Source organism: Streptomyces sp. B21-083, from assembly GCF_036898825.1.
Taxonomy (GTDB): Bacteria; Actinomycetota; Actinomycetes; order Streptomycetales; family Streptomycetaceae; genus Streptomyces.
The window spans coordinates 717425-739230 of sequence record NZ_JARUND010000001.1 but is presented as its reverse complement, the minus strand read 5'-3'; the positions used below and the strand labels follow the sequence as shown (position 1 = coordinate 739230).

General features: G+C 70.8%; 21 protein-coding genes, 1 pseudogene and 1 riboswitch. Of the genes and pseudogenes, 8 read left to right on the top strand and 14 right to left on the bottom strand.

The genetic code is table 11. The annotated features are described in order from the left end of the window. Positions 1-11 precede the first annotated feature (11 nt). Positions 12-1286: a YncE family protein gene (locus QA861_RS03370; RefSeq protein WP_334586681.1), complete on the bottom strand. Its 1275-nt coding sequence runs from the start codon at positions 1284-1286 to the stop codon at positions 12-14. A 203-nt stretch (positions 1287-1489) separates the two neighbouring features. Here QA861_RS03370 and QA861_RS03365 point away from each other — a divergent pair, with 203 nt between their 5' ends. After that, on the top strand, positions 1490-2179 hold the full coding sequence (locus QA861_RS03365; RefSeq protein WP_334586680.1) for a TetR/AcrR family transcriptional regulator: 690 nt from the start codon (positions 1490-1492) through the stop codon (positions 2177-2179). Between the two features lie 49 nt (positions 2180-2228). On the opposite strand, the gene QA861_RS03360 is transcribed toward QA861_RS03365, so the two are convergent. The 3 genes from QA861_RS03360 to QA861_RS03350 form a co-directional block, all read right to left on the bottom strand. Continuing rightward, entirely contained in the window at positions 2229-3458 is a 1230-nt protein-coding gene (locus tag QA861_RS03360; protein WP_334590438.1) for a glycosyltransferase, read from the bottom strand. 382 nt (positions 3459-3840) lie between these two features. Further along, the gene (locus QA861_RS03355) at positions 3841-4248 is read right to left on the bottom strand and encodes a hypothetical protein (protein ID WP_334586679.1); all 408 of its coding nucleotides are present in this window, start codon (positions 4246-4248) and stop codon (positions 3841-3843) included. A gap of 82 nt (positions 4249-4330) precedes the next feature. Beyond that, a riboswitch (ZMP/ZTP riboswitch) is annotated at positions 4331-4438 on the bottom strand. A gap of 15 nt (positions 4439-4453) precedes the next feature. Then, positions 4454-4828, bottom strand: coding sequence for a nuclear transport factor 2 family protein (locus tag QA861_RS03350; RefSeq protein ID WP_334586678.1), 375 nt, complete (start codon positions 4826-4828; stop codon positions 4454-4456). A 172-nt stretch (positions 4829-5000) separates the two neighbouring features. On the opposite strand from QA861_RS03350, the gene QA861_RS03345 reads away from it, so the two are divergent. Beyond that, complete coding sequence (locus QA861_RS03345; protein ID WP_334586677.1) at positions 5001-5297, top strand: hypothetical protein; 297 nt, start codon at positions 5001-5003, stop codon at positions 5295-5297. A 144-nt stretch (positions 5298-5441) separates the two neighbouring features. Here QA861_RS03345 and QA861_RS46970 read toward each other — a convergent pair. From QA861_RS46970 to QA861_RS03335, 3 genes and pseudogenes are all read right to left on the bottom strand, one after another. Next, positions 5442-5598: pseudogene (locus QA861_RS46970) on the bottom strand (type III PLP-dependent enzyme); the annotation flags it as partial. Between the two features lie 75 nt (positions 5599-5673). Then, the gene (locus tag QA861_RS03340) at positions 5674-7458 is read right to left on the bottom strand and encodes an ABC transporter ATP-binding protein (RefSeq protein ID WP_443041435.1); all 1785 of its coding nucleotides are present in this window, start codon (positions 7456-7458) and stop codon (positions 5674-5676) included. A 258-nt stretch (positions 7459-7716) separates the two neighbouring features. Further along, positions 7717-8355, bottom strand: coding sequence for a rhodanese-like domain-containing protein (locus tag QA861_RS03335; RefSeq protein WP_334586675.1), 639 nt, complete (start codon positions 8353-8355; stop codon positions 7717-7719). Positions 8356-8420: 65 nt separating this feature from the next. On the opposite strand from QA861_RS03335, the gene QA861_RS03330 reads away from it, so the two are divergent. Continuing rightward, the gene (locus tag QA861_RS03330; protein ID WP_334586674.1) at positions 8421-8708 is read left to right on the top strand and encodes a metal-sensitive transcriptional regulator; all 288 of its coding nucleotides are present in this window, start codon (positions 8421-8423) and stop codon (positions 8706-8708) included. 97 nt (positions 8709-8805) lie between these two features. Here QA861_RS03330 and QA861_RS03325 read toward each other — a convergent pair whose 3' ends face one another. Both QA861_RS03325 and QA861_RS03320 read right to left on the bottom strand, forming a co-directional pair. After that, positions 8806-9552 carry a sulfite exporter TauE/SafE family protein gene (locus tag QA861_RS03325; RefSeq protein ID WP_334586673.1) on the bottom strand — a complete coding sequence of 249 codons (747 nt, stop codon included), beginning with the start codon at positions 9550-9552 and terminating at the stop codon, positions 8806-8808. Continuing rightward, on the bottom strand, positions 9549-11369 hold the full coding sequence (locus QA861_RS03320; RefSeq protein WP_334586672.1) for an MBL fold metallo-hydrolase: 1821 nt from the start codon (positions 11367-11369) through the stop codon (positions 9549-9551). The genes QA861_RS03325 and QA861_RS03320 overlap by 4 nt, the downstream gene beginning before the upstream one ends. A 195-nt stretch (positions 11370-11564) precedes the next feature. Between QA861_RS03320 and QA861_RS03315 the strand changes: the two genes are divergently transcribed. Continuing rightward, complete coding sequence (locus QA861_RS03315) at positions 11565-12650, top strand: S-(hydroxymethyl)mycothiol dehydrogenase (protein ID WP_334590437.1); 1086 nt, start codon at positions 11565-11567, stop codon at positions 12648-12650. Further along, positions 12650-13279: an MBL fold metallo-hydrolase gene (locus QA861_RS03310; protein WP_334586671.1), complete on the top strand. Its 630-nt coding sequence runs from the start codon at positions 12650-12652 to the stop codon at positions 13277-13279. Before QA861_RS03315 ends, QA861_RS03310 begins: the two co-directional genes overlap by 1 nt. A gap of 90 nt (positions 13280-13369) precedes the next feature. Here QA861_RS03310 and QA861_RS03305 read toward each other — a convergent pair whose 3' ends face one another. From QA861_RS03305 to QA861_RS03295, 3 genes are read right to left on the bottom strand one after another with little or no spacing between them, the layout of a single operon-like run. Next, the gene (locus QA861_RS03305; RefSeq protein WP_334586670.1) at positions 13370-14092 is read right to left on the bottom strand and encodes an FAD:protein FMN transferase; all 723 of its coding nucleotides are present in this window, start codon (positions 14090-14092) and stop codon (positions 13370-13372) included. Positions 14093-14096: 4 nt separating this feature from the next. Next, complete coding sequence (locus tag QA861_RS03300) at positions 14097-14495, bottom strand: FMN-binding protein (RefSeq protein ID WP_334586669.1); 399 nt, start codon at positions 14493-14495, stop codon at positions 14097-14099. A 10-nt stretch (positions 14496-14505) separates the two neighbouring features. Beyond that, the gene (locus QA861_RS03295; protein ID WP_334586668.1) at positions 14506-15843 is read right to left on the bottom strand and encodes a ferredoxin reductase family protein; all 1338 of its coding nucleotides are present in this window, start codon (positions 15841-15843) and stop codon (positions 14506-14508) included. A gap of 150 nt (positions 15844-15993) precedes the next feature. Between QA861_RS03295 and QA861_RS03290 the strand changes: the two genes are divergently transcribed. From QA861_RS03290 to QA861_RS03280, 3 genes are all read left to right on the top strand, one after another. Beyond that, positions 15994-16692, top strand: a complete 699-nt coding sequence (locus QA861_RS03290; protein ID WP_334586667.1) for a response regulator transcription factor — start codon at positions 15994-15996, stop codon at positions 16690-16692. Then, positions 16689-18152, top strand: coding sequence for a sensor histidine kinase (locus tag QA861_RS03285; RefSeq protein ID WP_334586666.1), 1464 nt, complete (start codon positions 16689-16691; stop codon positions 18150-18152). Before QA861_RS03290 ends, QA861_RS03285 begins: the two co-directional genes overlap by 4 nt. Before the next feature lie 135 nt (positions 18153-18287). After that, positions 18288-18932, top strand: a complete 645-nt coding sequence (locus tag QA861_RS03280) for an NAD(P)H-dependent oxidoreductase (RefSeq protein WP_334586665.1) — start codon at positions 18288-18290, stop codon at positions 18930-18932. A gap of 23 nt (positions 18933-18955) precedes the next feature. On the opposite strand, the gene QA861_RS03275 is transcribed toward QA861_RS03280, so the two are convergent. Together QA861_RS03275 and QA861_RS03270 are read right to left on the bottom strand one after the other, a co-directional pair. After that, the gene (locus tag QA861_RS03275; protein WP_334586664.1) at positions 18956-19549 is read right to left on the bottom strand and encodes a TetR/AcrR family transcriptional regulator; all 594 of its coding nucleotides are present in this window, start codon (positions 19547-19549) and stop codon (positions 18956-18958) included. Between the two features lie 22 nt (positions 19550-19571). Continuing rightward, positions 19572-21644 carry a discoidin domain-containing protein gene (locus tag QA861_RS03270; RefSeq protein ID WP_334586663.1) on the bottom strand — a complete coding sequence of 691 codons (2073 nt, stop codon included), beginning with the start codon at positions 21642-21644 and terminating at the stop codon, positions 19572-19574. Between the last annotated feature and the right edge of the window lie 162 nt (positions 21645-21806).

Here is a 21806-nt window from a genome sequence, read left to right as displayed (position 1 = left end):
GAAACGACAGGTCAGTTGGTCGCCGGGCCAGTCCAGTCCGCCTCGACATGGCCGAGGCGGACTCGCTGGGGGTGGTCGCCGACCGGCACGGACACCGTCTTCAGCCCGGTGGCGAAGTCGATGGCCGTGACCTGGTCGGCACCGCTCTCGGAGATCACGCAGGACTTGCCGTCACCGCTCACCGTGGCCCAGTAGGGCTTCGAGGCGGGAACGAGCGGGCCCTCCTGGAGCGTCGCACGGTCGACGACCGTCGCGTAGTCGTCCATCGTGCCCGCGACGCACAGCTTCGTGCCGTCCGGGTTCATCGAAATCCCGTGGTGGCGCGAGTCGTTGACGAACGTGGTGCGGTCGTCGCTGGTCGCCGGGTTCTTCGGCAGGGTCTTCGTCCGGGTGATCTTGTCGGTGGCGACGTCGTACTCGAAGAAGCCGTTGAAGAACGAGACCTGGAAGTACAGCTTCGACTCGTCGGGCGAGAAGACGGCCGGGCGGACCGCGTCCGAGTAGTCCTTGAGCCCGATGGCGTCGAGCCGTTGCCGCATGTCGATCACCTTCACCTGCTTGAAGGTGGCCGCGTCGACGACCGTGATCTTCCGGTCGCCCTTCGTGAAGTCCTGCCACGGAGCGTCCTGGTTGGTGTTGACGTCCCCGATGGACATGTTCCAGATGTACTTGCCGTCCTTGGTGAAGATGTTCTCGTGGGGCTTGTCGCCGGTGGCGAACGAGCCGATCTGTGCCCCGGTGTCGATGTTCAGCACGTGCACGGTGTTGGAGATCGAGGCGGAGACCGCGACCCGGGTGCCGTCGGGGGAGACCGCCATGTGGTCGGAGCGGTAACCCGACACGGGGAAGCGCCAGTTGATCGCCCCGGTGGCGAGGTTGATCGACACGACATCGGCGAAGCTGGGCCGGGAGACGACCACCGACTTGCCGTCCGGGGTGGAGTACATGTCGTCGACCAGCTGGTCGTGGCCCTCGCCGACGCCGTTGCGGATGGCCATGAAGTAGATCCACTTGATGGGGTCGGCGTTGATCGCGGCCATCCGCGCCGCCTTGTCGGGTACGACGTTGATCCGGCCGATCTTGGCGAAGTCGCCGGTGGACTTGATGACGTCCGCGGTGCCTTCCCAGTTGTTGCCGACGAACATCACCTCGCGCAGGCTCGCGGCGGCGGTCGTGCCGGAACCCTCGGCCGCCGACGCGGCGACGGCGGTGGTCGCGGGGGCGGTGACGGTCAGAACGAGGGCGGCGGCCAGGGCGCAGAGGTGCCTGGATCTGGAAGCGGACATGAGCGCTTTCCCTTCCGGGAGTGGACAGACGGACTGTGGCGGGTGCATGACATATAGGGCAAAAGAGAGATCGCGGTCGCGGGCGGGAAACTGAACACGGTCACGTTCAGATTGGACTTACTGGAAAGTAAGGAGGGGGTGCCCTTCTCCACAAGACTGCGTGCACGACAAACTTGGCCCCCGGACCGACGAAGGAGGGTTCATTGGCGGGCAGACTCAGGGCGCCGACCGGCCGCTACGCAGGCAGGACGGCCGAGGAACGACAGGCCGACCGGCGCCGGAGATTCCTGGAAGCCGCGCTCCGGTTGTTCGGTGACACTCCGGGTTACCGCTCGACGACCGTCGCCGCGCTCAGCGAGGCGGCCGGTCTGTCGACGCGCCAGTTCTACGAGGAGTTCCGCACCCTGGAGGACCTCCTGGCCGCCCTTCACCTCCAGGTCAACGACTGGGCCGAGGGGGCGGCGCTCACCGCGCTGGCCGCCGCCGAGGGCCTGCCCCTAGCCGAACGCGCCGGCGCGATCTTCCGCGCCTACGCCGCCAACGTCACCGCCGACCCGCGCCGCATCCGGATCACCTTCGTCGAGATCATCGGCGTCAGCGCCCGCCTGGAGGAACAGCGCCTGGCCCGCCGCTCCCGCTGGGTGAACCTCATCTGTTCGGAGGCGGAGTCCGCCGTCGCCGTGGGGGAGGCGGCGCCACGTGACTACCGGCTCGCCGCGACCGCGTTCATCGGCAGCGTCAACGGCCTGCTGCACGACTGGAGCGCCGGGTGGGTGGACGCCACCCTGGACGAGGTGGTGGACGAGCTGGTGCGGATGCTGCTGGGCATCCTGCGGCCGGCGGGCTGGCTGCCCCCGGGCTCGGCGCGTGCCGAGGGCACGGGGACTTCCTGACGTTGCCGGGGCCGCCCGGGGCGGGCTGCGCCCGTCCGGCCGGCGTTGCTCAATCGGCCAGCCGGTTCACCGACTCCAGAACCGGTCCGACACCGTCCTCCGCGCCGATCCGGGCCGCGAGGACACGCGCCCGCTCCCCGTACGAGGGGTCACCGGTCGCCCGTAGGAGGGCCGAGGCGAGGGTGGCGGTCGTCAGCCTCCGCAGGGGCACCGGCCGTGGGGCCACGCCCAGGGAAACCAGCCGCCCCGCCCAGAAACCCTCGTCGAACTGGATCGGCACGGGCACCGCCGGCACCCCGGCCCGCAGACCGGCGGCGGTCGTGCCCGCGCCCGAGTGATGGACCACGGCCGCCATACGAGGGAACAGCGCGGAGTGCGCCACCTCGCCGATGGTCAGCATGTCGTCACCGTCCCCTTCGAGCCCGCCCCACCCCCGCTGGATCACCCCACGCAGCCCGGCCTGCCGCAGCGCCCCGACGACGACGGCGCTCAGCCGCCGTGGATCGGGCACGGTGGCGCTGCCCAGGCCCACGAACACGGGCGGCGGCCCGGAGGCGAGGAACTCCTCCAGCTCGCGCGGAAGGTCGGGCCGGGTGTCGTACGGCCACCAGTAACCCGCGACATCGAGCCCCGGGCGCCAGTCGCGAGGCCGGGGCACCACCAGCGGGCTGAAGCCGTGATGCACCGGCCAGCCCTGGCGCTCCCGGGCGCGGCGCGCGGCCCCCGGGGCGTTGCGGGACAGGCCGAGCCGGGTCCGTACGGCCGGCACCGTCGAGGCGAAGACCTGCTCGACGGCCAGACTCACCCCGTTCCCCGCGAGCCGGTTGCCCGCCGGGCCCCAGGAACGGCCCCCGAGGACGGGCGGCCCGAACTCCGCTGTCGGGTCGAGCGGTTGGAGGTACACGCCCATGCTCGGCAGGCGCAGCCCCTCCGCGATGGTGTGTCCCAGGGGGCCCAGCGAACTGGACAGCAGCAGGACGTCGTTCACGCGGGCGGCGGCCAGCAGGTCGTCGGTCATCCGGCCGACGAGCCGCCGCGCCATCTCGACCACCCGCAGAAGCTTCCCGGCCCCGGTCGAGCTGCGGTGCAGCCCGCGCCCGCGCGCCGACTCCAACTCCGCCCGGGGGTCCACAGGCAGGGCGTGGAACCCGACCCCGGACCCCGCCACCAGCGGCTCGAAGCAGCCGTGCGTGACCAGGGTGACCTCGTGCCCCGCACGGGCCAGCCCGTGTCCGAGCCCGGTGTAGGGGGCCACGTCACCCCGTGAGCCTGCCGTCATGATCGCTACACGCACGGGGGCCAGTATGGCGCCCAGGCCGCCGACTGGGGAGCCCCCCGGAACGGGCGCGTCGCGCCCGTAAGGGGCGCGGGGAACTGCGCGACCGGCCCCCACCGGCCGGCGGCGGAGGAACCGCCTGTCCCGGGGAGTGGACGGGCGTGCCAGCGCTCTGTAGGGGGCGCGGGGAACTGCGCGACCGGCCCCCACCGGCCGGCGGCGGAGGAACCGCCTGTCCCGGGGAGTGGACGGGCGTGCCAGCGCTCTGTAGGGGGCGCGGGGAACTGCGCGACCGGCCCCCACCGGCCCGCGCCGGAGGAACCGCCTGTCCCGGGGAGTGGACGGGCGTGCCAGCGCTCTGAAGGGGGCGCGGGGAAATGCGCGATCAGCCCCCACCGGCCCGCGCCGGAGGAACCGCCTGTCCCGCGGAGCGCCTAGCGGCGTAGCGGAGCGAGGAGAAGCAGGGTGAGCGGCACCGTCGACGCCGCGGTGTCAGGCATACGGCCGTCAACCGCCCCTTCAGACGGCGGTACTTCGCCTCGTACTCGGTCCGCAACTCGGCGCTGCGGGCCGCGGTGCGCTGCCAGGAGGCCCGGGTGAGCGCGAGATGCTCCGCCGCGAACTGCCTCTCCAGTTCGGCTCGCTGATGACTCGTCAGCCAGTCGAGCCGAGCCGTGAAGTGGACCGCTGCCTCGTGTCCCTCCTGGCGGGTGGCGGCGATGAGCAGGTGGCCATGGATCTCGTTGACCAGGGTCGTGACGTCCACCTGACGGCCGTCGTCTCTCGTGGTCACCGGCGGGTCAACTCCTGCTGAGAGAGGTGCCGTCCATGATCCGGGCCTGTGCCTGAGACATGTTCACTCCTGAGCGAGCAGTTGTCATCGCCCAGGCGCACGGCACGCACGCACACTGTGCGTTCTTCGCGTTCTTCGCGAGGCCGCTCCCCGGTGGTTGTCCACCTCAGCGCCAGTCACGACCCGCTCTCAAGCCTAGCCGACGTCAGGAATCCTCCTCGTCCCATGCCTGCAGCACGGTCTGGTCGACGATCTTGCCGTCCCGCAGGGACATCATCGAGCCGGCGAGGACGCGGACGCCGTCCGGGTACAGGCAGGACTCGGTGTAGGCGACCTGGTCGCCCTGGACGACGACCTGTTCCAGCTTGTGGGTCATGTCCCTGCCGTACACCTCGGTCAGCATGGCGCCGATCTCGCCGCGCCCGTGCATGACCATCGGGTGGCTGGGCTGGGTCTTGTGGTCGACGACGCGCAGCTCGGCGTTGTCGGCGTAGAGCGACAGCAGTGCTGCCGCGTCCTGTCCTTCGATACCCCTGCGCAGTGCTTCGGTGTCGAAGGTGGGGCTTGCCGCGGTGCCCATGGTGACCTCCTCCGAGGGCCGCGGCCCGATCGGGTCCGGGCCGCGAGGGGCCTCTCCCTCCGAGCGTCCTCCGTCCCGGGAGGCTCGGCAAGCGCAGACGGATGATGAGCCTGACGAGTGAGCGGGGCGCGCTGCCCGTGACCGGTGAGGGGCGCGCGACGTTGCTGAGTACATGATCTCAACACGACGAATCGCCGCCGCCGTTGGTCTCGCCATCGGCGTCACCGGCCTCGCCGCCCCGCTGGCGAGCGCGGCTCCCGCCGCCGACCAGAACGCGGGCAAGCTGAACCCGATCGCCCAGCTCGACTCGCTCGCCGTGAGCGAGATTCCCGCCCAGTACCACGAGGATCTGCCGCGGGTCTCCAGCCAGCTGAGCGGGCTCAACCACCTGAGCGACCTCCAGCAGCTGCACCAGCTGACCGACATGGCCGCCCCCGTGACCGGGCTGCTGCCGGGTATCGAGGCCTGACGGACGCACGGACCGGAGGTATGTGGGCCGCCCGGCCGGACGGGGCGGCCCACAGGCGTGTCGCACATGTGTGCCATTAGGGCCGGTTCGCCGACAAGGCTCCACGCCCAGGAACTGGAAGCCGGCCTCGGGTGCATCAAGAAGTGTCCTGCCCGGCCCGCCGAACGCCAGCGGCCCGCCGGGCGCCGCGCCCGCGACATGGGTGAGTTCGCCGCCCGAGGAGACCTCGTAGCCGTCGACGTACGGCGAAGCGATGGCCAGGATCTCAGGCGCCGGGGTTGACCTTGGCCGCGTAGTACACGTAGTACACCCCCACAGCTGCGACACAGAACGGGTGCGCGGGCTGGAGAGTCGAGCGTTCACGAACCGCGCGGGCTCAGCCGGTGGTCGCCAGGAACTGTGTCGCCGCCAGCTCGGCGTACAGCGGGTCGCCGGCGACGAGTTCGCGGTGGGTGCCGACCGCGCGGACGCGGCCCGCGTCCATCACCACGATCCGGTCCGCCATCGTCACCGTCGACAGCCGGTGGGCGACGACGAGAACAGTCGTCGTACGGGCGACATCCGCGACCGTGTCGCGCAGCGCCGCCTCGTTCACCGCGTCCAGCTGGGAGGTCGCTTCGTCGAGCAGGAGCAGTCGGGGGCGACGCAGCAGCGCGCGGGCGATGGCCACCCGTTGACGCTCGCCGCCCGACAGCTTGGTGCCCCGATGCCCGACGAGGGTGTCGAGGCCGCGCGGCAGCCGGTCCACCAGACCGTCGAGCCGGGTCGTCTTCACCACGCGCGTGACCGCGTCCTCGTCGGCCTCCGGATTGCCCAGCAGGAGGTTGTCGCGCAGCGAGCCCGACAGCACCGGCGCATCCTGCTCGACATAGCCGATGGCGGACCGGAGTTCGGCCAGCTCCCAGTCGGCGGCGTCCCGGCCGTCGAGGGTGATGAGGCCGGACTCGGGGTCGTAGAACCGTTCGATGAGCGAGAAGACGGTGGTCTTGCCCGCGCCGGACGGACCCACGAACGCCGTCATACCCCGGGGCGGCACGGCGAACGTGACACCGTGGTGGACGTACGGAAGTTCGTCGTCGTAGCGGAAGCGGACGTCGTCGAAGGCGAGTGCCGCCGGTTCGGCGTCACCGGCCGGGAGGGGGGTGGGGCCGGCCGACGACGGTTCGGAGGGCAGGGCGAGGGCCTCCTGGATGCGGGTGAGGGCCGCGGCGCCCGTCTGGTATTGCGTGATCGCGCCCACGACCTGCTGGATCGGCGACATCAGATAGAAGACGTAGAGGAGGAACGCGACCAGCGTGCCGACCTCGACCGCGCCGGTCGCGACCCGCGCGCCGCCCACCGCGAGCACCGTGATGAAGGCGATCTGCATCGCGAGGCCGGCCGTGTTGCCCGCCGCGGCCGCCCACTTGGCGGCCCGGACGCTCTGCTTCCACGACTCCTCGGCCGCCGCGTGCAGCCGCTGCTCCTCGCGGTGCTCGGCGCCGGACGCCTTGATCGTGCGCAGCGCGCCCAGCACCCGTTCCAGCGAGGCGCCCATCACACCGACCGCGTCCTGCGCCCGCCGGCTCGCCTTGTTGATACGCGGCACGATCACCCCGAGCACGGTCCCCGCCCCCACGATCACGGCGAGGGTGACGCCCAGCAGCACCGGATCGACCAGGCCCATCATCACGACCGTCGCCACCAGGGTGAGACCGCCGGTGCCGAGGCCGACGAGCGAGTCGGTGGTGACCTCGCGCAGCAGGGTCGTGTCCGAGGTGACCCGGGCCATCAGATCGCCGGGCTCGGTCCGGTCCACGGCCGGTATCCGCAGCCGCAGCAGATAGGAGGACAGCGCCCGCCGGGCCCCCAGCACCACCGACTCGGCGGTACGCCGCAGAACGTACGAACCCAGCGCGCCCAGCGCCGCGTTGGCGACGACCAGCGCCGACATCAGCACCAGCGCCCCGGTGATCGTCCGGTCGTGGGACAGGTCGTCGATGAGCCCCCGCGCCACCAGCGGCAGCGCCAGCCCGGCGGCACCGGTGGCCAGCGACAGCAGGGCGCCCGCGAACAGGGTCCACCGGTGCGGCCGTACGTATGCGAGGAGCAGTCGCCAGGCGGGCGGACCGGCGTTCGGTTCTGCGATGCTCACGGCGCTCCTCGGCGGTCGGGCGGACATTCACCCTACGTCGGCGGCCGGGGAAGCGGAGAGGCCGTCATCTCCCGTCTGTCGTGGGCTTCCTGCCGTGTGTTCTTCGCGCGGCGCCCGCCGGTCCCGGGCCGCCGCGAGGACGAGGGGTGCGTGTCCCCGCACGGCAGACAGCAGTCCAGCGGACCGGGCGGCACCTCGCCCGGGCCGAGTTCGCGATATGTGGTCACGCGGTACGTGGGCCGGCCGGCCCGGCCGAGTTCGAACTCGGCCGGACCGGCCGGGACTTCATGCGCCGACGTCCACGGACTGCTCCGCCTGCTCGGCCGACCCGGTGGCCCCGGCGCGATCCCGGGTCCGCCGGGCGAGTGCGGTGAGGGTGGCGTCGAGGTCCGCGGGCCGCGGCTGGTTGTGCGGCAGCCTGGACAACAGGTGTGCCATGCCGCAGGTGTTGCTGACGGCCGAGAACACGAGGCCGCCCGCGACCCCGGCGGCCAGCAGCCGCCAGGCGGGGTGCAGGCGGCTCAGCCCGAGACCCGCGAGGACGAGGCCGCCCGCGGTGAAGCGGACCTGGCGTTCCATGGACCAGGTGGCGCGGGCCTCGGTCGCGGGGTGTTGCAGCGCGTGCCCCTGATCCCGCCAGCCCTGGGTGCCGCCGGACAGGGTCATGGCCGGCACGCCGTTGTCGGCGAGGACGGAGCAGGCAGACTCGGAGCGGGCGCCGGAGGCGCAGACGACGAGGAGTTCGCCGTGGGCCGCCGCCTCCCTCAGGACGGGCAGGGCGCGGCGGAGGTGGTCCAGGGGGATGTTGAGGGCGCCGGGGAGATGGCCGGAGGTGTACTCGCCCGGGGTGCGGACATCGACGACGGTCAGGTGGGGGAGGCGGGTACGGGCCTGGTCGGTGTCGAGGGCGACGGGAGCGGTCATGAGGGGCTGTGATCCTTTCGTGGGGTGGGAGTAAAATACCCCCAAGGGTATGTAGAGGAGTGATCGTGGAACTGCAGTTCGAGGGCGATGAGCTCAAGTCGGTGCTGAACCGGTTGCGCCGGGCGCAGGGGCAGATCTCCGGGGTGATCCGGATGATCGAGGAAGGTCGCGACTGCGAGGAGGTGGTCACGCAGCTGGCCGCCGCCTCACGTGCCCTGGACCGGGCGGGTTTCGCCATCATCGCGACCGGACTCCAGCAGTGCCTGACCGACGTGGAGGCGGCCGGGCGGAACGGCGAGACGAAGGAGCAGATGCGGGCCCGGCTGGAGAAGTTGTTCCTGTCGTTGGCGTGAGTGTGTTCGAGGGGTGAGGGGCGGTTGGGCGGCGCGCGCGAGTGGTGTAGCCAGTGGCGAGTGGTGGGCAGGGCGATGAGCGGTGGTCGGTCGGCGATCACACCAGCGCGTCGGCCAGCATGAACAAGGCCACCGCCAGCAGCACCCAGGCGAAGATGCGCTGGAGCCGACCGCCGGAGACCCGGCCCGCGAGCCGCTTGCCGTCCCACGCGCCGAGGATCGCGGCCCCCGCGAAGGGCGCGACCAGCGTCCAGTCGACGCGGGTCGCCGTGCCTGAGCGGGCCAGCAACGCGGCCAGCGAGTTGACGGTGATGACCAGCAGGCTCGTCCCGACGGCGGCCCGCATCCGCAGTCCGACGACGTTCACCAGCGCCGGTACGGCGAGAAAGCCGCCGCCCACGCCCAGCACCCCGGTCACCGCACCCAGCCCCGCGCCCGCCTGAGCGACCTGAACGGGCCGCACCGGCACCCCCTCCCGTACGGACGCCGACGGGCGCAGCATGCGGTACGCGGCGAGCCCGGCGATCACCGCGAACGCGCCGGTCAGCAGGGCGGGCGGAACATACCCGCTGATCGCCCCGCCGAGCGTCGCGGGCACCAGTCCCGCCGCCGCGAACACGGCTCCGGCCCGCCACTCGACGGCGCTCGCACGGGCGTGCGCGGCCAGTGCGGTGGCGGAGGTGACGGTGACCACGGCCAGGCTCGCGGTGGTGGCCGCCGCCGGGGAGAAACCGAGCAGATAGATCAGCGCCGGCACGGCCAGCACACTGCCGCCGCCCCCGAGCGCCCCCAGCGCGAGACCGGTGACGGCCCCGGCGACCAGAGCGAGAACGTACGCACTCACGTGACCGGTCCACCCTCACCGCCGGAATCCGCCGCCGACCCGCCCCCGGCCTCGGCCACCAGCGGCGGACGCGCCTCTGCAGGCGGCCTGCTGCCGTCGGCCGACGGCTCCCGTACGTCCAGGAGTACGGCCGCCCCGTCCGCGCCGGTGAGCTTGTGAGCCTCGGCCGGGGTGATCCGCGCCATGGGGAGCCCGGCCTCGCGTGCGGCGGCGAAGCCGTCGTCGACGGCGACCACGTCGCGGCCCGCCGCAGCCAGCAGCGAGGCGGCGATCGCGGCCCGCATCCCGCCCGCACAGTGCACCCACACCGTCCCGTCGGGTATCTCCGTGAGCCGGTCACGCACCTGATGGAGCGGGATGTGCAGAGAACCCGCGACCTGGCCGCCCAGACGCTCGGAATCGCGCCGCACATCAAGGATCACGATCCCCTCACGCCGCCGACCCGCGAGGTCGGCGTAGGGAAGGGAGCGTGCCTGTTCGCCAGCTCCTGGCTGAGCGGGGACGGAGTCCGTGGTGGCGGTGTCAGGGTGGTTGCTGTCGGCCTGCGGCAACTCGCCCTGTGTGTCAGCGAGATGGTCTGCGGGGTCGGCGAACGCGGTGGCGTCCGGAAGGGAGTGGGAGTGTTGCTGTTCGTTCGGTCGGGGTGGAACGCCGGCGGAGCCCGTGCCGGCGATGCCGGGACGGTTACTGTCGGCCTCCGGCAACTCGACATCCACGTCCGCTAGTTGGCGTGCCAGGTCGGTGAACGTGGCGCGTGGGAAGGTGCGGGGGTGTTCGCCCGGTCGTAGCCATGTCGCGGGGGAGCCGGTCGCGGAAGCGGCCGGGCGGTCGATGCCGACCCGCACCAGTTCTCGCTGGGCGGCGGCGAGTTGGGACGTCGACTCGGCGAGCAGGGTGACCGGCCTGCCCCACGGCAGCAGCCACGCCAGATAGGTGGCGAGCTGCCCCGCCGCCTCGAAGTTGACCGACCCGGCGACATGTCCCTCGGCGAATGCGACCCGGCTGCGCAGATCGACCACCCACTCCCCGGCGGCGAGCCGCGCCGCGATCTCCACGGCGTCCGCGGGGGCCGGCGGCGTCAGGTCCACGGGCGCGGGGCCCTCGGAGTTCACCGGGCCCATGTGCGCGTAGTACGCCGGGACGTCGTCCAGCCCGGCCAGCAGGTCGGCGACGAACGTGTCGACGTCCTTGATCAGCGCCTCGTTCGTGACGCGTTCCCGTCCGACGGTGGTGGCGTCGCCCGTGGCCGTCCCGGCGGAACAGAAGCTGCCGAACCCGTGTGTGGGCAACACGGCGGCCTCGTCCGGGAGTTCGGCGGCCAGCCGGTGCGCCGAGTCGTACTGTGCGCGGGCCAGTTCCCCGGTGAGCCTCGGCTCGACGAGGTCCGGCCGCCCGACCGTGCCGATCAGCAGCGAACCGCCGGTGAACACGGCCACCGACCGGCCGTCCTCCTCCAGGACGTACGCGGTGTGGTGCGGGGTGTGGCCGGGCGTGGCCAGCGCGCGCAGCGCCAGTCCCTCCTCGACCTCGACGCTGTCCCCGTCCATGACAGGCACCCGGTCGTAGGCGACTCGCGCGCCGGCCGGGACGAGGTAGGCGGCGCCGGTGATCCGGGCCAGTTCCAGGCCACCGGTGACGTAGTCGTTGTGGACGTGGGTCTCGACGACATGCGTGACCCGCACACCCCGTCGGGCGGCGGCCTCGATCACCCGGTCGATGTCCCGCGGCGGATCGACCACCACGGCCCGGTGCGGCCCGCCCGCCAGATAGCCGCGGTTGCCCAGCCCCGGCACCTCGATGCGGTCGACGAAATACATGGCGCCACTCCTCTCCCTCGTGAACCGTCAGGGGCCCCTGGAAAATTACCCCCGGGGGTATGTGTTTCACCGTAGCAGAGGTACCCCCGGGGGTATTCTGGCGTCGAGCTCCACGATGGACGTGCCGTTACCGATCGGTCGCACGTAGGGTCGGAGCGAAGAACCGAACATTGGCCGATGGAAGGGTTCAGCACCATGGCGCAGGAAGTACGCGGCGTGATCGCACCGGGTAAAGGCGAACCGGTACGGGTCGAGACGATCGTCGTGCCGGACCCCGGTCCGGGCGAGGCCGTGGTCCGGATCCAGGCCTGCGGGGTGTGCCACACCGACCTGCACTACAAGCAGGGCGGGATCAACGACGACTTCCCCTTCCTGCTCGGCCATGAGGCCGCCGGAGTCGTGGAGTCGGTGGGGGAGGGGGTCACGGACGTGACCGCCGGTGACTTCGTGATCCTCAACTGGCGTGCTGTGTGCGGGAGTTGTCGGGCGTGTCAGCGTGGGCGCCCGTGGTACTGCTTCAACACGCACAACGCCAAGCAGAAGATGACCCTGCTCGACGGCACCGAGCTGTCGCCGGCCCTCGGTATCGGCGCCTTCGCCGAGAAGACGCTGGTCGCGGCCGGTCAGTGCACCAAGGTCGACCCGTCCGTCTCGGCCGCTGTCGCCGGGCTGCTGGGGTGTGGCGTGATGGCCGGTATCGGCGCCGCCATCAACACCGGGAACGTCGGTCGCGGTGACACGGTCGCCGTCATCGGCTGCGGAGGCGTGGGCGACGCCGCGATCGCCGGGGCCAACCTCGCGGGCGCCGCGAAGATCATCGCCGTCGACATCGACGACCGGAAGCTGGCCACCGCCCGCACAATGGGCGCCACGCACACCGTCAACTCCAGGGAGACCGACCCGGTCGAGGCGATCCGTGAGCTGACCGGCGGCAACGGCGCCGACGTGGTCATCGAGGCGGTAGGCCGTCCGGAGACGTACAAGCAGGCCTTCTACGCCCGTGACCTCGCCGGGACCGTGGTGCTGGTCGGGGTGCCGACGCCGGAGATGAAGCTGGAGCTTCCGCTGATCGACGTCTTCGGGCGGGGCGGCTCGCTGAAGTCGTCCTGGTACGGCGACTGCCTGCCCTCCCGCGACTTCCCGATGCTCATCGACCTGCACCTGCAAGGCCGCCTGGATCTGGCGAAGTTCGTGACGGAGACCATCCAACTCGACGAGGTCGAGAAGGCGTTCGAGCGGATGCACGGCGGCGACGTACTGCGTTCCGTGGTGGTGCTGTGATGGCCGCGCGCATCGAACGCCTCGTCACCTCAGGGCAGTTCAACCTCGACGGCGGCACCTGGGACGTCGACAACAACGTGTGGATCATCGGCGACGACCACGAGGCGATCGTCATCGACGCCGCTCATGACGCCGACGCCATCGTGGCGGCTGTCGGTGACCGGCGGCTGACCGCCATCGTGTGCACCCACGCCCACAACGACCACATCGACGCGGCCCCCGCGCTCGCCGAGCGCACCGGCGCCACCATCTGGCTGCACCGCGACGACCTGCCCCTGTGGAAGCAGACCCACCCCGACCGCGAACCCGACGCCTGGCTCACCGACGGCCAGGTGATCGAGGCCGCCGGCGCCGATCTGACGGTCCTGCACACGCCCGGACACGCACCGGGCGCGGTCTGCCTGTACGACCCGGGGCTCGGCACGGTCTTCACCGGCGACACCCTCTTCAACGGCGGCCCCGGTGCCACCGGCCGCTCCTACTCCCACTTCCCGACGATCATCGACTCGATCCGGGACCGGCTGCTCGCCCTGCCGCCCGAGACGAAGGTCCTCACCGGGCACGGCGACCCCACCACCATCGGGGCCGAGGCGCCGCACCTGGAGGAATGGATCGCCCGGGGGCACTGACGGCCACGGACCCGGACACCGCGCGCCTGTGGGCGCCCACCGCCACGACGGAGGGCGCCCACACGGACGTACACACCGGGTAGGTGCGGTTCAGGCGGCGACCGGCAGTCCCGGGGTCCGGAACACGTGCCGGTCGGCGTCCACCGCGAACACCTCGCAGCCCTTTCGCGCGGCGGCCCAGTCGATGCCCTCCGCGCCCATCGCGAACGCGGCCGTCGCCGTGGCGTCCGCCTCGGTGAGCGTGGGGGCGACGACGGTCAGGCTCAGCAGTCCGGTCGCCGGGCGGCCGGTGCGACCGTCGAGGATGTGATCGCCCCGCTCGTAGCGGGCGGAGGTCGCCACACCCCCCTCGGTGATCTCCAGCACCGTGCACAGCTGGTCGGCGTGCTCGGGATGCCGTACACCGACCCGCCAGGGGCGCCCGGCGGCGACCACGTCACCGCCGGCGTTCAGGCAGTACGTCCGTACGCCCGCTGTCTCCAGCAGCTCCGCCGCCCGCTGTACCGCCCAGCCCTTCACCATCGCGCACGGATCGAGGCCACGGCCGGGCAGCCGTACGTCGAACGCGCCGCCGGTCGCGACCCGGTACTCCTCGCACAGGTCGAGCACCTCGGTGAGGTCCGCGCTCAGCGCGCCGGAATCCAGCTCGCCCCGGCCGAGGCGGGACACCTCGCTGTCCGGCTTGAACGGGCTGAACCGCGCGTCGACCTCGTGGAGCCAGGCGAACACGGCGTCCGCCGCCTCAGCCGGAGCGTGTCCGTCGTCGATCCGCAGCGAGATCGGGAACCCCATGATGTGCTCGACGCGCCGCATCCCCTCAGCCCTTCGCGTCGATCGCTGCCTGGAGGGACTTCTTGTAGCCGCCGCTGGTGATGGTGGCGCCGGAGACGGTGTCGACCTCGGCGCTCTGCGCGGCCAGCGTCTCCTTGATCAGGACCGGTACGGCGGCGGTGGTCTGCGGGTGGTTCGGCTGCTTCAGCATCCGCACCGAGGAGATCTTCGAGCCCGCGAACGTCACCTCGACCTGGACGTCACCCTTCTCCGTGGGAACGGTGGGACCGGCGACGACCGTGGAACCGGAGGAGCCGGACGACGAGGTCGAGGTCGACGCTGGCGGGGTCGAGGCCGAGGACGTGACGGCGGGCGACGGCTCGTAGAGCCAGACGGGGACCAGGCCCGCGACGCTCAGGACCAGTACAGGGAGTGCTCGTTTCACGATGTTCCTCTTATCCGGCCAGGCTGAAGCGCTCGAAGTGGGTCTGCGACCGGGGCACGCCCAGCTCCCGCAGGCTGCGCAGCACCGCGTTCATCATGGGCGGCGGGCCGCACAGGAAGACGTCGCGGTCCGTGATGTCCGGCACCAGCTCGGCCAGCGCGGCCGGGGCCAGCCGGTCGGGGACGGCGGGCCCGCTCACCAGGTGCAGCTCGGCACCCTTGGCGTGGGCGATGTCCCGCAGCTCCTCGTAGAGGACGGCGTCCTGGTCCCTGGCGACCCGGTAGATGACCACGGCGTGGCCCTGGATCTCCTCCAGCAGCGCGCGGATCGGCGTGACGCCCACGCCGCCGGCGATGAGGACGGCCTCCGGCCGGGTGCGGTGCATCGCGGTGAACGCGCCGTACGGGCCCTCGGCGAAGACCCGGGTGCCGACCGGGATGTGCCGCAGGGCGGCGGTGCCGTCACCGGCCACCTTCGCGGTGAGCCGCAGCGATGTGCCGTCGGGCGCCGCCGACAGCGAGAACGGGTTCGCCTGCCACCAGCGGTCCTTGGTGAGGAACCGCCACAGGAAGAACTGGCCGGCGCGGGCGGGCAGCTTGTCGAGGTCGCGGCCCGTCATGTAGATCGAGACGACGTTGTCGGCCTCGGGGACGACGGCCGAGACACGCAGCTGGTGCCGGAGGTTCTTACGCAGCGGCAGTACCACCCGGCCCAGGAACACCGAACCGAGCGCCACGCTCCACAGGGCCCACCAGTACGTGGTGGCGGCGGACGACGAGGTGAACGTCGTACCGACACCGACCTGGTGGGTGAACGCCAGGACCACCGCCACGTAGGTGTACAGGTGGATGAAGTGCCAGGTCTCGTAGGAGAGCCGGCGGCGGGCGTAGCGCGCTGAGACCGCACCGATGACCATGATCAGGACGAGGGCGACGATCGCGCGGAGCACGCCCTCGGTGGTCTCGGCCAGCTCCACCAGCTCGTCGACCGGGCCCACGGAGGCACCCTCGGCGTAGCCGAAGGTGATGAACACCGCGTGGGACATCAGTGTCCACAGCAGCCCGAAGCCGACCCAGCGGTGCCAGGTGGTCAGCCGGTCCATGCCGATGCGGTGGTCCAGCCACGGCAGCCGGGCCACCAGCACCAGCTGGAAGGCCATGAAGAGGGCGCCGTACAGCCCGGCCAGCCGGCCCAGCACGATCAGCGCGTTCGACGCGAACCCGGCCTGTGCGAAGAAGACGGTCACGGCAGCGACATTGGCGGCCAGCACGGCGTACAGGCCCGTGCGGGCCACCACTTTGGGCCGTATCGCCGTGGGGGGCGCGGGAGGCGATTGGACGGTCGTCACTGACGGTGCTCCTTGATCGGGTCCAGGGACCCCGAGTCTGACCGGCGGTAGCTGTCATTCAGCTGTCGTTGGACTTTCAACTTGTTATCGATCACGCGTACGGACGGAGGAGGGTATGGCGCTGCGAGCAGCGTGCAGCAGTATGAGCACGTGGAAAAAGTACGACTTCTCGTCGTGGACGACGATCCGCCCATCGCCGACCTGGTCGCGACGGTCGCCCGCTACGAGGGCTGGGAGGCGGTCACCGCGTACTCCGGTGAGGAGGCGCTGACCAGGGCCGCCGAGTTCCGTCCCGACATCGTGGTGCTCGACCTGATGCTCCCGGGCCTCGACGGCTTCGCCGTGCTCGACCGGCTGCGGCTGTCGGGCACGATGGTTCCCGTGGTCTTCCTCACCGCCCGGGACGGAGTCGCCGACCGGGTCGCCGGCCTCACTCGGGGCGGCGACGACTACCTGGTCAAACCCTTCGCCGTCGAGGAACTCATGGCCAGGCTGCGGACCGTGCTGCGCCGCAGCGCGGGCCCCGGTTTCCAGCGGTCCGTGCTCCGGGTGGCCGACCTGACGATGGACGAGGACACCCGCGAGGTGAGACGCGGCGACAAACGGCTCACGCTCACCCCGACCGAGTACGAGGTGCTGCGCTACCTGATGCGCAAGTCACCGACCGTCCTGACGAAGGCCCAGATCCTCGACCATGTCTGGGAGTACGGCTTCGGCGGCCGGTCCAACGTCGTGGAACTGGTCGTCAGCCGGCTGCGCCGCAAGCTCGACGACCCCGACCAACACGACGAACCGCTCATCCACACCGTCCGGGGCGTCGGCTACGTGGTCCGGCAGGTCGGCGAGTGATCCGCCGCTGCCGGGAGAACTACCGCAGGCTGCGGCTGGGCACGCGGTTGGCGCTGGGCATCGGCGTGCTCTCGCTGGTCGTGTTCGCCGTCGTCGGCGCGTCGCTCTCGATGTACATGCGGGAGTACCTGGTACGCCAGCTCAGCGACCAGATGACGCACGTCCAGACCAGCCAGGCCAAGGACGTGGTGGCGTACGGCGGCGTCCAGGACAAGCCCTACTGGGGCTGGTACAGCGCCTCGTACAAGATCTCGGGCCCCGAACCTGTCATCCGTAAGCCCGCCGACGTGCCGTCGGACGCCAGCGAACTCCTCGCCACCGCCGAGGCCGTGCGGACCTCCGGCGCCGACGTGCTGCGCACCGCGCGGATCGGCGGGGAGTCCTACCGCCTGCGTGCCTGCGAGGTCGAGGACGGGGTCGTGCTGGTCACCGCGGCGCCCCTGGAGGACATGGAGAACACCATGGACCGGCTGGTCACGGTCCAGGTCGTCGCCTTCGCGGTCGCCCTCCTCGGCCTCGTGGTCCTCGGCCGCGCGGTGCTGCGGCGCGGCCTCCGGCCCCTCAGCGACATGGCCCACACCGCCCGCGGCATCACCTCCCACGACTTCACCGACTCCGCCCGGCTGCCCGTACGCGCCGACCGGGGCGACGGCGGACCCGAGGTCGAGGAACTGCGCACCGCGTTCAACACCATGCTCGAACACATCGACGACTCGCTCGCCGTGCGCACCGAGGCCGAACAGCGCCTGCGCCGCTTCGTCGCCGACGCCTCGCACGAACTGCGTACACCCCTGATGTCGGTACGGGGCTACGCGGACCTCTTCCAGTACGCCGCCGCCAACGAGCCCGGCGAACGGGACAGGCATCTGGCCCGGCTGCGCGCCGAGGCGGCCAGGATGGGCGTCCTGCTCGACGACCTGCTGCTGCTGGCCCGGCTGGACGCGGCCCAGGTCGAGACCCCGCTGCGCCCGGAGCGCGCCGACCTGGTCGAACTGGCCGGCCAGGCGGCGGACGCCTTCCGCGCGGGCCACCCGGAGCGTCCCCTGACGGTGACGGCGCCCCCGAAGCAACTGCGGCTGCGTCTTGACCCGCTGCGTATCCGGCAGGTCCTGGACAACCTGCTGACCAACGCGGCCGTGCACACACCAGCCGGCACAGCGGTGTCCCTGGAGGTGGGAGTCGACGACGGTCACGCGGTGGTCCGGGTCGTCGACGCGGGCCCCGGCATCCCGGCCGCCGACCGGGACCGGGTCTTCGACCGCTTCTACCGCGTCGACAAGGCCCGCAGCCGCGACCGGGGCGGCAGCGGTCTCGGCCTCGCGGTCGCCCTGTCCCTGGTCCGGGCGCACGACGGCACCCTCGACGTGACCAGCCGCCCCGGCGAGACCGCCTTCACCCTGCGCATCCCCCTCGACAGGACGGACAGGTCGGACAGCGCGGACGGGCCACTGAACAGCTGATCGAACCGGACAGCGGGGCGAACAGAAAGAACCACTCAACCGAACGCAACGATTCAACTGAACACGACGACTTGACCGAACACAACGACTCAGTCCGAACGGCTCAGCACGGACGATCTGAGGAGACCCCCCACTGTGAACGTACTGATCGTTTTCGCTCACCCCGAACTCTGCTCCTTCAACGGCGCGTTGAAGGTCAGAGCCGTGGACGTCCTGAAGCGGGCCGGGCACGAGGTCGTGGTCAGCGACCTGTACCGGCTCGGCTGGAAGGCGGCGGTCGACGCCGAGGACTTCCCCGGAGTCTGGACCGACCCGGACTTCCTGGATGTCGTCGCCGAGCAGGAACGCGTGTCGGCGGCGCACGAGACCCCGCCCGACGTCCTCGCGGAGCAGGAGAAGGTCGCCCGGTGCGATCTGATGATCCTCCAGTTCCCGCTGTGGTGGTCCGGAATGCCGGCCATCCTCAAGGGCTGGATCGACCGCACGATGGCCCGCGGTTTCGCCTACGGAGAGGGACGCGCCTACGACACCGGACCGCTAGGAGGCAGACGTGCCCTGGTCTGCACGACCACCGGCACCCCCTCCGGCCTGTACGGCCCGGGCGGCACCGACGAGGACCTGGACCGCGCCCTCTGGCCCATCCACCACGGCATCCTCGGCTGCCTCGGCTTCGACGTGCTGCCCCCGTTCGTCGCCCGCTCCCCGGGGGAGGCGTCGGTGAAGCAGCGGGAGGAGTACCTCACGGAGTACGCCGAACGGCTGCTGGCGATAGCCCCGTAGCGGGGGCGGGAGTCCCGTACGGGCTACTCCCGTACGAGGGCGGCCACATGGTCGGTGACCGTGTCGAGGATCTCCGTGCAGGCCTTCTCGTCGCCGAGGGCCAGGAAGTTGAGCGTCAGCCCGTCCGTCATCGCGGCCAGATAACGGGCCAACACCGGGACGGGCACGCTCAGTTCGAACTCCATCGTCTCGCGCAGCTGCTCCAGCAGTTCGGCGTACGTCTCGGCGTACAGCTCGTACTGCCGGCGTGCCAGATGCGCGAACCCCGGCTCGCGCAGGGCGTACTGGGTGAGTTCGTACGTCAGCATGTGCTCGCCCGGGTGGGCCGCCACATGGTCCCAGTACGCCCTGAAGCCCGCCCTGACGGTCTCCCGCAGGGTGGACTGGGGCTGGATCGCCTCGCGCACCACATCGACGTAGTGGTCCATGATCGTCGTGATGACCGACTCGATCAGGGCCTGCTTGGAGTCGAAGCAGTAGTGGAAGACGCTCAGTGACACGCCGGCCTCGGCCGCGATGGACCGGGTCGTCGTCCTGGGGACGCCGTCCCGGGTCATCGCGCGGATGGCCGCCTCGGTCAGCTGCCGGCGCCGCTCGGCCGACGGCTTGCGTGCCATGGACTCCCCCTAGATATGGAACTCAGCTGCTGTAGACACCTACTTCGTAGAGTGAGTATCCCCAGTCCGTGCCCCGATCCAGTCCGTGGACGCGCACATAACGGGCCGGGATCCCCGAGAACTGCGCGGTGTCCAGGCCGCCGTCGCCGACGGTCGTGGACCAGACGGTCTGCCAGGTCGTGCCGTCGGTGGAGAGTTCGATGCGGTACGACTTCCCGAACGCCTTCTCCCAGTCGAGGGTGACCCGCTTGACCAGGCTCGTCGTCCCGAGGTCGAGCTGGAGCCACTGGTCGTCGCTCCAGTCGCTCGCCCAGCGGCTGCCCGAGTCGCCGTCCACGGCCCGGCCGGGCTGGTAGCTGGTGACCGGGTTGGACTCCGACGAACTGGCCGTCGCCGTCACGCCCTTGGCGAGGTTCACCCCGGCCTTGTGGGTCTCCGTGGCGTCCCAGGTGTCGAGGTAGGACTCGGCGCCCCGGAACAGGTCGCTCACCGCGTCGGCGCCGCCGACCTGCTTGATGTCCTGGATCCAGTCCGGGATCAGGCCGACGTGCGCGGCACCGTCCGTGTTGATGTCCCAGGTGCGGGACCCGGTGGTCTGCCGGTCGATCACCGAGCCGCCGTCGACACTGGTGAAGGGGTACTTGACCGTCGTACCCGTGTCCGTGCCGCGCGGGGCGGGGTGGTCGCCGATGCCGTTGAAGTCGGTGCCGTAGCCGTAGCCCTTGTCGTACTTGGTGCGCAGGGCGTCGGTGCGCGCGGCCTCCGCGACGAACTCCTTGGAGGAGTGCATGTACTGGGCGATGAAGCCGCCGAGAGCGTAGACCCGGTCGGTCCAGTTGAGGTCCATCCAGCTGTGCGAGGAGAGCACGCCCGGGTAGGACTCCGACTCCATGATGTCCATCGCCTGACCGGCCGCCTTGACCCCCATGTGGTCGATCTCCAGCATCATCTTGCGCTTCATCATGCCGCGCACCGCGTACTCGCCGAGCGAGGTGAGCCCCCGCTTGTTGCACTGCGCGTCCGAGGAGTACGTCGGCAACTCGGTGCCCGCGGGGAGTTCCTCCGTCGCGCTGGTCGCCGTGGCGCCGCCGATGGGGTTGTCGTGCATCGCGGTCGTGCACTTCTCCGTCTGCCAGAAGGTGCCCGTCGACAGGAACTGGCCGACGTTGATCGCCGTACCGAGACCGCCCTCGTCGAACCGCACCCCGCACAGCGCGTTGTCGAACTTGTGGCACAGGAACATGCTGCGCACACCGAGGCCGTACAGCTCGTCGAGACCCTTGTCGATGTCGGCCTTGCTGCACTGCGCGATGTCCAGGATCTGCTTGCAGCCGAAGGGCTCGGACGTCTCGACACCGAGGACGACGGCCAGCTTGCCCTGCTTGATCACCTCACGCGCCTGTGCGCTGTCGGTGACGATCCGGAACCAGCCCTTGCCGGTGCCGCCGTACTGGGCGTCGATGAAGTCCTGGAGCTGGTAGGTCAGTTTCGCCTGGAGGCGGATGGACGTCATCTCGTCGCAGCTGCGGTCCTTGAACGGGTAGATCGAGCAGATCATGCCGTTGGTGACCAGGTCGTTGACCAGCACGCGCTGGCCGCCGCGCCAGGCGCGCTCGATCCAGGCGTAGTAGTTCGCCTGATGGGTCATCGAGTCGTACGCGGGCCAGTCCTTGAACGTCGGATAGCCGACCGGGTCGTGCTTGCCGTCGCCGCCGTGGGTGATGTAGTCGAAGATCGCGAGGGTGCCGTCCGGGTAGTGCTCGGGACAGTCCTTGAGCGCGTCGGCGATCCCGCTGGTGGAGAAGACCTTCCCGCAGATGAGCCGGCCGCCGAAGGCCTCGTTGGAGAACAGGTGGTTGTGCGCGTCGACGAACCCCTGTACCTCGCCCTGGGAGTTGGTGCCTTTGAAGGGCTCACCCGTGACGTTGATCTGGGAGTCGGGCGTCGGGCGCGCGGTCGGCGTCCACCACTCCGCGCCGGCCGCCGAGCTGGGCCCGGTGCCGAGCATCAGCGCCAGTACGGCCAGCAGCAGGGGCAGCACGGTCAGGGGTCTGCGACCGCGACGCGGGCGAGGGGGGAAAGCAGGCTCGGTCATCACTCACGTCCTCGCACAAAGGTTGTCATGGCTCGCGCAAATCTGTGATGAGGATCGCTACAGCAGGGTGACGGAGTCAATAGTCCGGGACGCTTGACCTGATAGCCGGAGTGGCCGTAGTGGACGGATTTCAGTGCAGGCCCGTACCCCAAGCCCGGACAT

Excerpts from the sequence above, each read along its gene's own strand:
- QA861_RS03370 (WP_334586681.1), bottom strand. The coding sequence starts at position 1,286 with ATGTCCGCTTCCAGATCCAGGCACCTCTGCGCCCTGGCCGCCGCCCTC.
- QA861_RS03360 (WP_334590438.1), bottom strand. The coding sequence starts at position 3,458 with ATGACGGCAGGCTCACGGGGTGACGTGGCCCCCTACACCGGGCTCGGA.
- QA861_RS03350 (WP_334586678.1), bottom strand. The coding sequence starts at position 4,828 with ATGGGCACCGCGGCAAGCCCCACCTTCGACACCGAAGCACTGCGCAGG.
- QA861_RS03345 (WP_334586677.1), top strand. The coding sequence starts at position 5,001 with ATGATCTCAACACGACGAATCGCCGCCGCCGTTGGTCTCGCCATCGGC.
- QA861_RS03340 (WP_443041435.1), bottom strand. The coding sequence starts at position 7,458 with ATGTCCGCCCGACCGCCGAGGAGCGCCGTGAGCATCGCAGAACCGAAC.
- QA861_RS03335 (WP_334586675.1), bottom strand. The coding sequence starts at position 8,355 with ATGACCGCTCCCGTCGCCCTCGACACCGACCAGGCCCGTACCCGCCTC.
- QA861_RS03320 (WP_334586672.1), bottom strand. The coding sequence starts at position 11,369 with ATGTATTTCGTCGACCGCATCGAGGTGCCGGGGCTGGGCAACCGCGGC.
- QA861_RS03315 (WP_334590437.1), top strand. The coding sequence starts at position 11,565 with ATGGCGCAGGAAGTACGCGGCGTGATCGCACCGGGTAAAGGCGAACCG.
- QA861_RS03310 (WP_334586671.1), top strand. The coding sequence starts at position 12,650 with ATGGCCGCGCGCATCGAACGCCTCGTCACCTCAGGGCAGTTCAACCTC.
- QA861_RS03305 (WP_334586670.1), bottom strand. The coding sequence starts at position 14,092 with ATGCGGCGCGTCGAGCACATCATGGGGTTCCCGATCTCGCTGCGGATC.
- QA861_RS03275 (WP_334586664.1), bottom strand. The coding sequence starts at position 19,549 with ATGGCACGCAAGCCGTCGGCCGAGCGGCGCCGGCAGCTGACCGAGGCG.
- QA861_RS03270 (WP_334586663.1), bottom strand. The coding sequence starts at position 21,644 with ATGACCGAGCCTGCTTTCCCCCCTCGCCCGCGTCGCGGTCGCAGACCC.